At 34.2% G+C, this 14,694-nt stretch carries 13 protein-coding genes; 1 reads left to right on the forward strand and 12 read right to left on the reverse strand.

The window, feature by feature from the left end; genetic code table 11:
- Positions 1 to 104: 104 nt before the first annotated feature.
- From NST60_RS20560 to NST60_RS20570, 3 genes are all read right to left on the reverse strand, one after another.
- Entirely contained in the window at positions 105 to 1,034 is a 930-nt protein-coding gene (locus NST60_RS20560) for a CobW family GTP-binding protein (RefSeq protein ID WP_101731076.1), read from the reverse strand.
- A 65-nt stretch (positions 1,035 to 1,099) separates the two neighbouring features.
- Positions 1,100 to 3,082, reverse strand: coding sequence for a methyl-accepting chemotaxis protein (locus NST60_RS20565; RefSeq protein WP_224427676.1), 1,983 nt, complete (start codon positions 3,080 to 3,082; stop codon positions 1,100 to 1,102).
- Between the two features lie 311 nt (positions 3,083 to 3,393).
- Positions 3,394 to 4,509, reverse strand: coding sequence for an IS4 family transposase (locus NST60_RS20570; protein ID WP_100525938.1), 1,116 nt, complete (start codon positions 4,507 to 4,509; stop codon positions 3,394 to 3,396).
- A 201-nt stretch (positions 4,510 to 4,710) separates the two neighbouring features.
- Between NST60_RS20570 and NST60_RS20575 the strand changes: the two genes are divergently transcribed.
- Positions 4,711 to 5,262 carry a class I SAM-dependent methyltransferase gene (locus NST60_RS20575; protein WP_341100033.1) on the forward strand — a complete coding sequence of 184 codons (552 nt, stop codon included), beginning with the start codon at positions 4,711 to 4,713 and terminating at the stop codon, positions 5,260 to 5,262.
- A 70-nt stretch (positions 5,263 to 5,332) separates the two neighbouring features.
- On the opposite strand, the gene NST60_RS20580 is transcribed toward NST60_RS20575, so the two are convergent.
- The 9 genes from NST60_RS20580 to NST60_RS20620 form a co-directional block, all read right to left on the reverse strand.
- Complete coding sequence (locus tag NST60_RS20580) at positions 5,333 to 7,933, reverse strand: polynucleotide kinase-phosphatase (protein WP_169188673.1); 2,601 nt, start codon at positions 7,931 to 7,933, stop codon at positions 5,333 to 5,335.
- Positions 7,934 to 9,295, reverse strand: a complete 1,362-nt coding sequence (locus tag NST60_RS20585) for a 3' terminal RNA ribose 2'-O-methyltransferase Hen1 (RefSeq protein ID WP_169188674.1) — start codon at positions 9,293 to 9,295, stop codon at positions 7,934 to 7,936.
- 184 nt (positions 9,296 to 9,479) lie between these two features.
- Complete coding sequence (locus NST60_RS20590) at positions 9,480 to 9,659, reverse strand: H-type small acid-soluble spore protein (RefSeq protein ID WP_016203590.1); 180 nt, start codon at positions 9,657 to 9,659, stop codon at positions 9,480 to 9,482.
- A 154-nt stretch (positions 9,660 to 9,813) separates the two neighbouring features.
- The gene (locus tag NST60_RS20595; protein WP_016203589.1) at positions 9,814 to 10,260 is read right to left on the reverse strand and encodes a hypothetical protein; all 447 of its coding nucleotides are present in this window, start codon (positions 10,258 to 10,260) and stop codon (positions 9,814 to 9,816) included.
- 9 nt (positions 10,261 to 10,269) lie between these two features.
- Positions 10,270 to 12,363 carry a class I SAM-dependent methyltransferase gene (locus NST60_RS20600; RefSeq protein WP_169188675.1) on the reverse strand — a complete coding sequence of 698 codons (2,094 nt, stop codon included), beginning with the start codon at positions 12,361 to 12,363 and terminating at the stop codon, positions 10,270 to 10,272.
- 69 nt (positions 12,364 to 12,432) lie between these two features.
- Positions 12,433 to 13,266 carry an alpha/beta fold hydrolase gene (locus NST60_RS20605; RefSeq protein ID WP_016203588.1) on the reverse strand — a complete coding sequence of 278 codons (834 nt, stop codon included), beginning with the start codon at positions 13,264 to 13,266 and terminating at the stop codon, positions 12,433 to 12,435.
- A gap of 41 nt (positions 13,267 to 13,307) precedes the next feature.
- Positions 13,308 to 13,676 carry a DUF5694 domain-containing protein gene (locus NST60_RS20610; RefSeq protein WP_341100324.1) on the reverse strand — a complete coding sequence of 123 codons (369 nt, stop codon included), beginning with the start codon at positions 13,674 to 13,676 and terminating at the stop codon, positions 13,308 to 13,310.
- A gap of 52 nt (positions 13,677 to 13,728) precedes the next feature.
- Positions 13,729 to 14,043, reverse strand: a complete 315-nt coding sequence (locus NST60_RS20615; protein WP_254415291.1) for a DUF5694 domain-containing protein — start codon at positions 14,041 to 14,043, stop codon at positions 13,729 to 13,731.
- 197 nt (positions 14,044 to 14,240) lie between these two features.
- Entirely contained in the window at positions 14,241 to 14,657 is a 417-nt protein-coding gene (locus NST60_RS20620; protein WP_224427679.1) for a DUF1284 domain-containing protein, read from the reverse strand.
- Between the last annotated feature and the right edge of the window lie 37 nt (positions 14,658 to 14,694).

Here is a 14,694-nt window from a genome sequence, read left to right on the forward strand (position 1 = left end):
CCTTTTACAATCACTTATTACATGTCTATGCTTGTCCTATTCTATCTATGCAAAAAATGAGTGTATCTTATGATAGATTCGATAAGATACACTTAGAAAAAAATTTATATAGTAACTTTCTCAGATAATCGTTCTCCTATTAAAATAATCTCGCCTTTTCGATTCGGAAGATATTCGTTAACTTTTTGCCATTCTAGCAATCCAGAAGCATATTGAAAATGATACCATGATTGATCATCACTATTTTTGATTGTCCCTTTGGCACGAAGTAATTTATCTTGATTGCTTTTCAAGAAATCTCTTAGTTCTCTTTTCGTCATTGCAGTTGTCTGCTCCACTTTTATTGCTTTAATATGGTGGTGGTGATGGTGATGATGGTGACCAGAAATGGAACGTTCTTTGATCTTGCTGTTTTTTTGCTGGCTTTCTAGATACTCCGTTACACCATTTCCATAATTACTATATAGTAATGGTGCTTCAGCATTTAATTTTCTAATTCGCTTTTCAACCTTTTCAATAGCAAGTTTGCTAGAAAGCTGATCAACTTTATTTAGGACAAGTACTGTTCCGTTTTCAATTTGCTCTTTTTGCAGCTGTCTCACTTCTTTGCTGCTCGAAAAAATACTCGTATATTCCGTAAAATGCAAACTATCAATCAAACAAATACTTTCAGCAATCTCAAAAACTTCCCTATATTGCTTTTCATTAAATGTCTCCATTATTTCGGAAGGATTTGCTACTCCTGTACCTTCTAATAAAACGACTTCAATGTTTTCTTTATGTAATGTCTCTGCCAGTTCATCGAGCGTTGTTCTTAAATCCTCTTTGATGGAGCAGCATACACAGCCATTTAACAGTTCATAGAGTGACTCATCTTTAAATAGGTGTTTTTCTATATTTGTTTCACCAAGTTCATTAAGGATAATCGCATACTTTTTATTCTTCCCCTTAAAATACTCCATGCATTTTAATAGAGTTGTTGTTTTTCCGCTTCCAAGGAACCCATTTATTAAATAAACATTAATTTTTTTCATTAAAATACCTCCTGCATATAAAGCCTATCGTTACTTTATGCAGGAGGTATTTTAATTATGACAGATTAATAGGTAAATTGATGAAGATTCTTCCTAAGCTCTTTCGCCATCTCTGATAAGTTCTTTGCCGACCCAGAAATTTCTTCCATAGCGGCTAGTTGTTCTTCCGTTAAAGAAACGACTTCTTCAGAGGAAGTAGCATTATCATAAGCAATTTGGGCTAATTCACCAGCTGAAATGCTTACTTCATTTAACGTTATAGCCATTTCGTTTGAAGTATCGGTAACATGTTGAATATGTGGTGTCATTTCCTTCATACTATGAACGATTTCTTGAAACCTTGTATTTGATTCATCTGTTACTTTTAACCCTGCTTGAACTGCCAGTGATACCTCTGCCATTCGATGCACCGTATTTTCGGTCGTTTTCTCAACACTATTAATTAATTGAGAGATATTATTCGCAAATTCACCTGACTGCTCAGCAAGTTTGCGTACTTCATTAGCAACAACCGCAAACCCTTTTCCTTTCTCTCCTGCTCTGGCAGCTTCTATCGCCGCATTTAAAGCTAATAGATTTGTTTGTTCTGAGATTGTGGTAATACTTTCTGTAATCTTCCCAATATGTTTGGATTGCTCGACTAGTTCTTTAATCATTTTATTTGATTCTGCTACGGTCTCACTTATTACTTGCATTTGTTCTAGTGTTGCTTGAATAGAACTTCCGCCGGCATGGGCTTTTGTTATTGTGCCAGTTGAAAGATCGGACACTTTCTTACTAAAGGCAACAATTTGATTTGTTCCTTCTAAGACAGATTTGATATTATCTACATTATTATCTAATCCTTTTGTCTGTATTTCCGCGCCACTTGCAACTTGTTGAATTGTATTGGTTACATGCTCTGAAGCAATGGTTACTTCATTAGCGCTTGATGTTAACTGACCCGCACTTGCTGCGACATTCTCTGAACTATGTTCAATATTTTTGATAAGTTGTTGCAAATTATGCTGCATCGTATGAAAAGCAGCCGCTACATCGCCAATTTCATCTTTTGTTGCAATATTAATGGAGGTTGTTAAATCACCTTTGCTAACTGCAATTGCTTGTTCTTTTAATTTTTTTATCGGCTTGATGATAGAGGAAACAATAAGCATCATCATTATTCCTCCAATAATAAGAGATCCTGTTAATATCCCTGCAATCGTATACAAAAGACCTCTAGAATTATTGACAATTTCTGATTTTTCCATCGTTCCAGCTAGCTTCCATCCGGTCAGTTTATTCGTCTGATAAACCATTTTTCGATTAACTTTATTTGCTGAATAATCCAATGTTCCAGCTTGTCTCTCATAAAGCGTTTCGTAAAAAGCATCTTTCACAATGTCTCCTTGTTTTTCATCAGGATGAACGATAAAACGTTTCTTCTGATCAAGAAGAATAACATAACCTTCTTGACCAAACGTGATCTCACCTGATAGCTCTGCTAAGTAATCTAAATTCATCGTAACGGCCATAACTCCTGCATTGTCTGCAATTGTTTTTCCTATTGTAATAACCATTTTCTGAGAAACTGGGGATAGATAAGGATCCATGATAACGGCTTCCCCTGGTTTATTAACAGCTGCTTTATACCAGTCTCTCAATCTAGGATCCATATGATCATCGAGTTCCTCTGTAGACTTCTGAAAAAGCTTTCCATCATTTGTCCCTATATAGATACTCGAGACTTCAGGATGGACTTGGCTATATTGTTCAATTGTGTTCTGAATAATCGCTGAATCTTTTTCGATTGTTTCCTTCGTCAGCGTTTCTGCCAGTGCCGAGATATCATAAACCTTTGCGGACATTAGGTTAGTTATCGATGTATCTAGCATGTTTAAATTAGTACTTGCATTGTTTATAAAGTCCTTTTCCATTTGCTTATTTGCATATAAAAAGGAAAATGCACCAATTAGGATACTTGGAATTAATAACATCACTAAAAAAGAAAAAATAAGCTTCTTTTTTAGCGGAATTCCTTTATTTTTTCGAATATAAAATTTTTTCATTGTAATCGCCCCTCTCTTTGTATACGCATACATCTTTACAAGAAAAAATAGGTAATCCCTTATCTGCTCCCTTATTTTACAATAGATAGGAGAAGGTTCCTATGCCATTAGTCATATTTTTCATTTGTTACTCGTTAACATTTTTTTATTGCTCACCTACAAACACTAGTGTTGCATAAATGTTGTTAGAATATTCAGTTTAAATATGTCCCCTGTTAAGAGCCAAAAAAGTAAATACCCAACTAAAGGTGGATCCATCCATTTGGAAATTTTTTTACAATTAGACTTAAGAGACGACGACAATTTGTTTATTAAGGAATGGTTTTTCCTTCAATCTTTCGAAGCCAAATATGTGCTGGTTTCCACAAAGCTGCCCGTAAATATCGGCTAATTTGTAGGGTTTTTCGTTTACTTTTTGTCTCGATTTGTGCGAGAACATGCAGGCAAAAAACAATAAGTGCGATAAACACTTGATTCTGAATTGCCCATTCGCTTTGGCCGTAAAACTTTTTGATATGGAGATGTTGTTTAATCCATTTGAAAAATAACTCAATCGCCCAGCGTGATTTATACATCTTTGAGATTTCTTCAGCACTTAAATCAAAACGATTTGTGATTAAATGAAGCTCATTTCCTTTTGAATCAATCACTTTTAGAAGACGAAAGTAATTTTCGGCACGGTTTTGCGTCGTACCAATCAACACCATTTGATCCGACAAAACAGATGTATTCTCGGGTAGTTTAAAATCGTAAACCTCCCGTATGACTGCGTTTTTTCGCAGCCTAGAAAGGAAAAAGTAGCCGTCATCTGTCATCCGATCAAAGCGTTCGTAGTCTAAGTAACCACGGTCAAACACATACATACATTCCTTGTCATCAACCATTACTTCAAGCTGACCGCGGTCATGTTCTTTGGCCGTTGTCATAATGGCCTTTTCGGGATAGGATATACCTTTTTCCATAAACACAAGGCGTAAGTGCAATTTAACACCCGCTTTTGTTTTGCGGAATTTTGCCCATTTATGATTAGTCAAATTGAGAGGCAATGTGCTTGAATCAATGATTTTTAATGGCATCACAAGTTTCGTGTTGTGCGTTTTGGCATGAATTTGTGAAACTAAATCAAGGAAAAGCTTTTGGAATAAGTCTGGATTCATGCCATTTAAACGGCGTGAGAGTTGGGAAATACTGATAGAATCAAGATCAATGCCCTTTTGCAGTTGATCATCGAAAAGACAATCGCTCAGCGCATGCAGACTTTCGACTTCTTCTAGCTGCGCAAAAAGTAATAATTTTAGAAATGACTCTGTCGTTAGTTTTTTCGTATAGAAATCTAATTTCAACGTTTTCACGTTTTCTTCAAATAATTGAAGATTTATTGGTGAAAACCATTGTCCAAATGAAGTTTTTCGTGTAATCTTGTCCATGCGATAGTCCTTTTTAGTGGATTTGGACGGGTTACCACCTAACTTATCCATTATAAAGGACTTTTTCTTTGCATAAAATGATAAAATTGAACATTTCAAGTATTTTTAATAGTTAAATTAAATTAACGCAACACTAGTGACCTACAAACTATATATTATAGTGTAATTAAAATTTTCTAAGCAAAAAGGAGGGGAATTTAAATGAATGAAAAGTCTATAAAGCTTGTTATAGGTGCAGGAGAATACAGGAATAATCCTGGCTGGATATATACACAAGAAGAAGAATTGAATTTACTAGATGAATCAACCTGGATACACTTTAACAAATCTTCGATTGACGCTATTTTAGCTGAACATGTGTGGGAGCACTTAACCTTTAAAGAAGGCGTTCAAGCAGCTTTTCTTTGCTATCAATACTTGAAGCCCTCAGGATACATTCGTTGTGCTGTTCCAGATGGTTTCTTTCCAGATAAGTCGTATCAACAAATAGTTCAAGTAGGTGGACCAGGCCCAAAGGATCATCCTGTCTCTACTCATAGAATCGTTCATAATTATCGAACATTAAGTCGGATGTTTGAATTAGCAGGATTTGATACTAAATTATTGGAATATTGTGATGAAAAAGGAACTTTCCATGAAAATGACTGGGATGGGGAGGATGGCGTCATTTTCCGGTCAAAAAAGTATGATCCACGAAATAATGGGGAAAAACTCTTATTTCCCTCTCTTATTATAGATGCGATTAAAAGATAAAAAAGCAAATTCAGGGAGTGATATGAAAACGTCCTCTGAATTTGCTTTTTGCATGGATACTGGTTCCATCTTATAATCTTGCATCAATAGGTTCTTCTTCAAGCGCCAGTGTAGCAAGAACACATTCATGAATCCGTTCCAGAGATTCAAGCTGTATAAAGCGATTGATTCCTTCTAACCCTAATGCTAATTCTTTTAAGGCATTACGCTGTTTTTTTCCTGTTTTTCGGTCTTTAAGACGACGTAATTGATCCTTTTCTAAATAATCCATACCATAAATAATTTGAAGGTATTTCTGTCCCCTTACTTTAATAGCCGGTTGAAGTAATTTGCCCTTTTGATTTCTAGCGAGGAAATGATATGGTTTAAAGATAACTCCTTCATGGCCGTCTGCAGTTATCTCTTCCCACCATCTCACTGCTTTTGTCAGTGATTCTTCATCATTTACAATCATATAATCTGTTTTCATAAAAAGACTGCTTATGGTACTAAAATATTCATTTTGCTCCATATGCCACTGATGGGTTTTTAGAAAAAAGCTTTCTTTACTATGTGCAAGTAAATGAAATGGTGCAATTTTTATGTCATCTAAACGCTGAATCTCCCAGCAATATTGGTTATATACTTCACTAAAGCTTTGCGCATTTTTTCGTTTCTGCTCAAATTCTTCTATCCAACTTTGAACATCCATGCCATTTTGTTGTGCAAGAAGAAGCTGCTGATGTATCTTGTCTCTATCCATCTGGCTCATTTCAGCGACATGAGCGTATTGCTGAATAATTAAATCTTTCGCTTTTAAATTCCAAGGGAGAATTTCAGCGTCAAGCAATACCCAGTCTGTCTGATTCTCTTCAAAATAATTTGCAGCTGTTAAATCATTGTGCAGCTTAGTGAGGATCTCTTCTTCTAGTTCATGGGAGAAAAAAGCTCTCCCAGTTCGCGTGTAGATAGTTCCCAAGCTCTTTTTACCGATATATTTTTCAGCTGTTTCTTGATTTTTGTATAACAAAAGAATTCCTCTACTGCCCATATGCTTTTTCTCCACAACCATTTGTTCTATCCCATTGTCTTTGTAATAGTGATAGGCATCTATCGGATGTTCTAAATATCCTTCTATCGACGAACTCTTCGGTGTAGGGCTCATGGTTGGCGGAATATAGATTAATTCTTCCATAGGAATCGTATAATGAGAAACTTTGTCCAGTGCTGCTTTCACATTGTTTTGTGGACAGTTAATTTCTCCATATGTGTCTGTCCATACACTAAAACCATTTATAAATCGATGAACGTTTGGTAAGGCTAATCTTGTTTCTTGCCACTTTTTTAATGGATTATCTTCGATTTGGGCATAATCTTGTTGCGCCTTTACTGATATAAATTCCCTTTCTGGATAGCGTATAGCCGTTAGCTTGCCGCCAAAAACAACGCCTTGATCAATATTTATCGTATTATTCACAACGAGCGGCTCTGGCTTTGGATCATGTCCCCAGATGATTAATTCTTTTGATAAATGTTTTCGATACCAGTCTCCGCGAATTGGCTTTCCGTCTGAATCCATCCCTAAGGTTTCTCCATATCTCGTAAAATCAGAAATTCCAGCAGATTCTTTTCCAATATATTTATCCTTAATACCTGCATGGGCGATAATGGCTGTTTTAATTCCATTTCTTGTTAATACATAATGAGAAGGGGCATTAAGGAGTATTGTTTTCCAATCTTCTCTTATTTCCTCTATCTGCTTATCCGTATATTCATGAGAAAATGCAGAAAAGGCTTCTTCAATCCATTCATCACCATGACTTAGTGTCACTTTTTTGCCGTCTAGCCATCTTGCTATTTTCCAACCATGATTACTGTCGATCATATAGGCAAGATTATTTTTTAGATGCGCAGAAAAAAAGAATAGCGCTTCGGCAGATTTTGGTCCACGACTCATAATATCGCCTACTGAAACAAACTTTCGCCCTTCTGGATGTCTAAATAATCCATCCTCCTCTTTCACGTATCCCAGCCGTTCAAGCAATTCGTAACATTCATCCATACATCCATGAATATCGCCGATAACATCCAAACCACTATCTGCACTTAAATATAAAGAAGAAACGACTGGATCTATTTGCACAGACTCATCCCGTTCTCTTAAAGAATAAATTGCATAGTAGGTCTCTTTTTGGATTTTGCGAATTTCTTGGCGCATTATTTCAAAGTGTCTTTTCACTCTTCCCTTCCCTCTCGGATGAGTTCGTTTCTCATCTCTTTCAAGGAGAACAGGCAAGGAAATATCGAAGAAAATTGCTATTACTGGAACATGAAATTGCTTACCAAGAAGTCGATATTTTTCGCGCTCTGCTTCTTTTAAATGGGTTGCATCTATAAACGAGCGCTTATTTAATGCTGCTCTTGCTCCAATCATTTTTTCCATCATATCAAAAGCTACTCTCGATATTTGGCTATATTCTTCCATCAAATTGGCAGCTACTTCTTTAGGCTGATTTGTCCAGTCTAAAAAGTCAATATCACTGACCAATCTTCGAAAATGATCAGAACTAATTACTTCTTCCGCTTGCAAATAGCCTTTTCTTACCCAATTTTGTAATGTCGTAGATTTCCCACTATTCGAAGGGCCAATCAATAAGACTATACTGTTATGTGGAATGCTTATCGTTTTCATTTATACACCTCTTTTCTTTGAAAAAATAGCCATCTGTGTAGGAAAACCAAATCCTTCCACAAATTCGCCAATTCCATCTATTTGCACCTCATAGGTTGAATGATTTTGCCAATAGCTCACCCATTCTTGAAACTGCTGTCTAGTCCATTCAAAGCGATGGTCGCTATGCCTTTTTGCTTCCTTCATATCATAGACAACATTATAATCTTGATTAGGCGTTGTAATAATCAAATGATACGGCTGATATTTCGTGAAAATTGTTTCAAACGTCTTAAATAATCGATTTTCATCAATATGTTCAATCACTTCGCAGAGAATAAATATATCTTTATTCTCCAATTCGCTATCATAATAGAATAAAGAACCCCATTTAAAGGTTGGGAAAAGAAAATCTGGCTTGTCCACTAATGCTTCGATTCTTTTTTTAGCTTTTTGCTGTTCTCTTTCGGAGGGCTCTACAGCGATTAGTTCTTTAATCCCATTAACAAATCCTAATTGCGCAGTTAACTTTCCTTCTCCAGCACCCATATCTACAATCCGGCTATTATGAGGAAGTATCTTTACCGTTTCAACTATTTTCTCATAACGCCATTGATTTAAGCTTTTCTTTTTTACAATTGTTTCTTGTTTTTGGTTATTAGAATTTGAATCTAATAACCTTGATTTGTCGATTAAGTCTGAAAAAATAAGTGATTCCTTTATAATAAAACTTTTTTTCGGATGAGAGGAAAGCCAGCCCTCCCCGTAGCGCTTTAGCTTATCGACTTCTTTTTCATCAATAAAATAATGCTTATATTGGTCCATGACAGGAATTAATACAAATAAATGCCGAAAGAAATCTTGTATCGTCTGATTTGCTTTTAAGGTAATAAACTTGGCTGAACTTTTTTTCTGAAAAGCTGCTGGCAAAAGTACTTTTCCATTTTCGATGCTCACTTCATATCCTAAAGGTTCAAAGAGCTCCCTTATCTCTTTCTCGGATAAATTTGTGGAAAGAGGCCCAAAAGTAATTTCAAGTGAAAAAGCAAAGTTTACCCAATCTTTAAATTCTTCTTTTGGCTTTCCATTTAGTGCTGTTCCTACTGCTTTTCGTAAAACAGAGCAGAAAATACTACTAACAGCGCTTTCTCTATCATTAATATAGTGAGTTATAGACGAAAAATTCGTTTGATTCTTCGTTAATTCAACATTATCTACTGTAACGAAAAATAATATATTGACTTCTCTCTCCTCGTTTTTCGTAAAAACAATCCGCACTAATCCACCCTTTTCTTTTCTTTCATATAGATTATGCGGGTTTTTAGCAATAAGATGGGATACCATCCCTGCGTGCTCACCATAGACTTTAAGACTTATTTGCATGTATCTCACCTCTTTTTTTCTAAACCATTTGAATACTATTTTACCATATTTACATTTACCGATATAAATAATTATCTATCAAAAAAAAAACCAGGAAATGAGAATTAGGAGCTAATAATTTCAAAAAAAAAAAAAAAAAAAAAAACGAACCACTATTAATATTAGTGGTTGTCTTTCTTGAACTTTATACTTCTTCCAAGCTTGCGATATCTACTTCTGTTTGTTCTTCAATCCCACCTACAAGATGAACGATTGCAGTTGCGTCTTCTTCTTTAATGTCATCTATCCAAACAGAAACACCATTATACTGTACTTCTATTTCAGCTGATGACGAAAGTATTTGCCTCGCTCTGTTTATATCCATAGTTCCACCTACTTTCTATAAAAAGAACCTTTTATATTCATATGAAATACAGAAGATAGCGGTTCCTTTGTTAAAATAGATCCTTTTTCATTATGTGAAAGTAGGTGAATTTCTATTCTTTTTATTTGTTCTATTTAGTTCGTTTTAATTAGAACTATTCTTCCATCTGTATAGTTAAGCCATCTATTTTCTTCATAATATTTCGATAATAATCCGAGCGTATGGAGAAAATCGCAAACTCTTCATGTGCTGTACTTGTAAACCAGGGATGATTATTTTTTATAAACGTAAGATCTTCTGGCAATTTAGGCGAAACCCAATCATATAAAGAATTGGCCAATTGTTGTAATAATAAACAAGTTTCTGGATTAACATCAATAACATAAACAGTTGCAGATGGACCATCCGTCATAGTATTTGCCCATTTTTTTGTTTTATATGTCTCTACTATATAAGGTTCAAAGTTCTTTATTATTTTCATGTCATAACCTAATTCTTTTCTAGTAATAAAATAAAATTTATCTGAATAACTACAAAGTACATTTATTAATTGCTGGTAAACCTCCCCTGTTGGGTTTTCTACTAAAGACCAGTATTCCATTTTAATCCCCTATCGACTTAATTTTTCGATAACAATAAAACAAGTACTATCAGGAAGTTTAACTACATTCCTGGATGCATCCATCAATTTCACTTTCGGTAAAAGATGTTCTCCGTACCCATCTTGTAAATAATGGTCAAACAATAGAACTTTTCCCTTTTTTCCAATCACCTTATGAATAACATCTTTATACTCTGTAGGGGTAAAATAGCCGAACTGCTCTTGTACTTCGTGCGGATAAGCTTCTTCTCCCCATGTATACGTATAAAGAAATTCCATCGCATCATTAATCGGTAATTGAATAGTGGATTTGTTTATTTGTTCAAAAGTGATCTGTCTTCCTTTAAAATCATTTACATAGCGTTTAAAAAAGTCCATGCCATTTGGCAGCTTAAATTCAATTTGTCTTAATTCTTCTTTCGGTTCTGTCATAATACCATCTCTAATAATGATTCTGCCACCTGGTTTTAATACCTCAAATGCACTTGTTAGACTATCGGAAATAACCTCTGGATTAAATTTTATCCCTTTATATGGAATATAAGAATACATCTCATGAAGAATGGAAGAGAATATAATGGTATCCATACTATTAAGCGCAAATGTTTCTTTTAATTGAAGTGCGTCCGCTTGTTTAACATACCAACTTTTCTTTTCTCTTATTTTTCTTTTTTCTAATGACTCAATAACATTTGTAGAAATATCAATGCCAATTACTGTTGCCTTAGGATGACTATCCGATAAAATATCTAACATGATCCCGCCGCCTGCACCTATATCAAGCATCTTATTTCCCACTGCATAGTCGGCAATTGCCTTTTTATAATTTTTGGCATTATTCATATCGGTAAGATAGTTTTGCTCGTTTTGCAGGCGATCAAATCCATCCTTTCGAAAACCGAAAAAATCATATAGGAGAATAATTGCACGTTCATAAAGGGGGGATTTTTCCGCTTCTTGGCAAAACTCAATTAATTTTTCTCCTGCTTTTGAATAAGCAAACGCTACTCCTATATTTTCATTTAAAGAATCAAGTGGAACAATTGTTAATTCTACATGGTCATTTTTGCTATCGTGTCCTGCAACTAATTTCTCCATCATTTGTTCTTTCAAGTAAGCCTCAATGATTCGCTTCTTATATAAATTAATTGTTTTTTTGCCTTTATAGTCATAATATATGTCTTTCATAAACGGTTCAAAGCTGATTTGCTTTACTGTTAATGGATTGACTTTTTGATATATTAATAGAAAGATTTTTAAAAATTCTTCAAGGGTGAAATCATGAAGTGCTGACTCCACATACCACATATCAGTTTTGCGAAAAAATATTTGAAACAACGCTTTCAGCTTCTCGTCCTTAAAAAATTGCTCATACCCCATATCAAAATTTTCGCCGTTTTGAATAGCGGCATTTCTTAGTCTTTTTATTCGTTCTTTTAACGATAACTCTTTCTCCCTTTTTCCTGATAAAATAGAGCCTATAATTTCTTTAACCTCTTCTTGAACATCTCTCCATATTTGCGGCGAAACAGCTTCGATGATACATTGATTCATGACATACAATATATTGTACATGTCATCTTGGTTTACTATTGTATTTTTATTCATATATAAAATTAAAGGCTCTAATTGACAATAGCGAACTTCTCCTCTAATAAATTGTCCCGTTAATCCGTGCGTATAAATGAGTGTGAACACGAGCTCTTCTTGTGCTAAATTCCGTTGGTTGATTGCTACGTTCTTTTTTTCTTCTGCATAAATTTGCGCAGAACCAATATTATGTATGCCTAATTGAAATCCTCGCTCACGCCAATACCTTCTTTTAGATGGTGAACCACATTTTGCGACATCACTCCAAATCAACACTTCTTCTATGATGCATTTTCCAACTTGATTTACTCGTGTACTGTTGTCTAAAATGGTTAGCGCTCTTTCAATATAGGACAGAACTGGATGACTTTCTATTCCTTCAAGAGAATTAACTTGTTCTAAGTTAATGTTCTTTTCCTTTGTTAGATAGAGATACTGTAGCCATTTATATTGACGAAGTACTTCTTTATCTCCCTGTTTCACTTTTTGAATCGCTTTTAATGAAGAAAGCATGAAATTCACTCCTAACGAAATCTCTTTCCCCATATTACCATGGGACAAAAGATTATTGCCAAGTTTCATTTAACTCTTTACATAGCCCAAGATAGCATCTTTAAATTCTTTTTGATTTTCGATATAAGGGTGATGCCCACCATTTATAGAATAAATTTTCGCATTCTTACTTCTAAAAGATAAATGATGATGTGGTCCAACCGCATGGTCAGATTTTCCAGCTATTATCAATATTGGCTTTTGTATTTCTTCCGTTAATTCAGTAAAATTTTGAAAATACTCCGCTGATGAAAAAATTTTCTTCTGAAAATAAGGATCTGTTCTTAACTCTTTATCAAGTATATCGACTTCCTTTTTCTTTTCCATATCCTCATATTGAAAGCGATAGTAAACTCCTTTCTCGATTAATTTCAAAAGAGTCGAATAAACAAGTTCCATATAGTCTTTCAGTGGTTCAGAAGGAAATACATCTCTTTGCTCCTGTAAAATTTCAAGTCCTCTATTTATTTGATGTTCAAAGGAATCATACATATTCAGTGTTACATTTGCTAAAATAACCCCTTTTGTTCGTTCCGGAAATTGAGCAGCATAGTTAACTGCAAGAATGCCGCCAAAGGAATGCCCCATTACATACCATTCCTCAATTCCTAATCCAATTCTTAACTCTTCTATGTCCATTATTAATCTTTTTAAAGAATAATCTTGCGATAAAGAATGTTCTGATCGGCCACATCCACGTTGATCTAAATACACCATTTGGAGATCTCCTTCTAAAAGACCCTGTGCAAATACTTGAAAAGATTTACTCCAATATCCTGGCCCTCCGTGAAGATAAATGCATGGATCCCCGCTTCCACTAATTTCATAATATACTTGTAAACCATCACTTGTTTTAAAATTCATCTATGTATTCTCCTTAACTACCAATTAATCTAATTAACTGTTTAATGAAAACCTTTTATTCTATCCATCATACATTCCATTTTATTTTCCAAATTTAAGAAAGGATTAATAACTTCCCAGCCAAATCCTTCAAATAACCTTCTTAACATCCATATATGATCACTACCGATAACAAGAAGAATACATTCTTCCGTGCTATCCCTTGAAATATCTATCATATTTTTAAAAATTGTCAGTTCTCTCTTCATCCATTTATCTAAAAAATTGATTCCTATTTTTTCACCTTTTTTATTTTCTACTATGACAAGAGATAAATAAAGTTGTTCTAATTTTTGGATATTAATATTTTCATTTAAACGACAAAATGATTCTATTAATGAATAGTTGGTAGAAATTACTGGACCATTAATATTTTAACTCTCTATTTTTCCAAAAAGTTCCGAATAATTTTCTTGTATTTCATTAAAAAAGATTCTTGACATCTTCTTGTACTAATTCTCCTTCCCAGTTTACTCCATACAGCTTATTATGTTCTAATTTTTTTGCTAATCTAAATCCAATATGTTCGATTTCATCTATAGAGTACTTATTACTTATTTTCTTGTATCTTTCATTTAGTAGATTCTCCTCATTTTTTTCCCATTCTACTGCAATTTTAGATGGTTTCCATTCTGCCAACAATTCAACAAGTTCTTTTACTTCATCTTCTTTTGTTTTAATTAAAGCCACATTTTCTTCGAAATGAAATGTTCCTACTAATATTATTTTCTTCTTCATTTACTCTCCACCTTCACTAAATCGCAATAATTAAAACTATTATACTGAGATTAATAATTAGAAGAAACGATATCCTTTTGATTGAAAAACCATATTAACATAACACCTCTTCTTAACATACAAATAGAATTGTGTTACGTTTCATTGGCTATTATTTTCTATTTCCTATAAGCTGCAAATCTATTAATTTTCTTGATTTATTTCACTTCTCTTAACCCTTTACCGAGATGGATATCTTTTATGCCTATCTCACAAACTCCGTATGAACGCCATGAACACGTTTCGCAAATCTCTGCAAGATCAGAAGGAATTATATGTTGACAAACTCTTTCTTCTATGTATTTCCATTTAACTTTCTGTCCAACTTGAAGCGCTAATTTCTCCATGATTAATGCATCTCTTTTATAAATATGTGTATCATGGCAGTGATATTTACCTGAATTAGGATATTTCTCACATAAATAATCTGGTTCATCTACTAAATGAATGATTGTGTTCGGTTCCATTCTTAAAGTGTGATGCAAGTGGGTCATATTTTCTATATATTCAGCGGAATACCCCATTCCCCTATATCCTAAAAGACATAATAAATGATGACCACGTAATTTATACATAAAATCTCCCCTTTTTAAGTATCCTACTATTATATGT

Source organism: Niallia sp. FSL W8-1348 (genome assembly GCF_038006745.1).
Classification (GTDB): Bacteria; Bacillota; Bacilli; order Bacillales; family Cytobacillaceae; genus Niallia; species Niallia alba.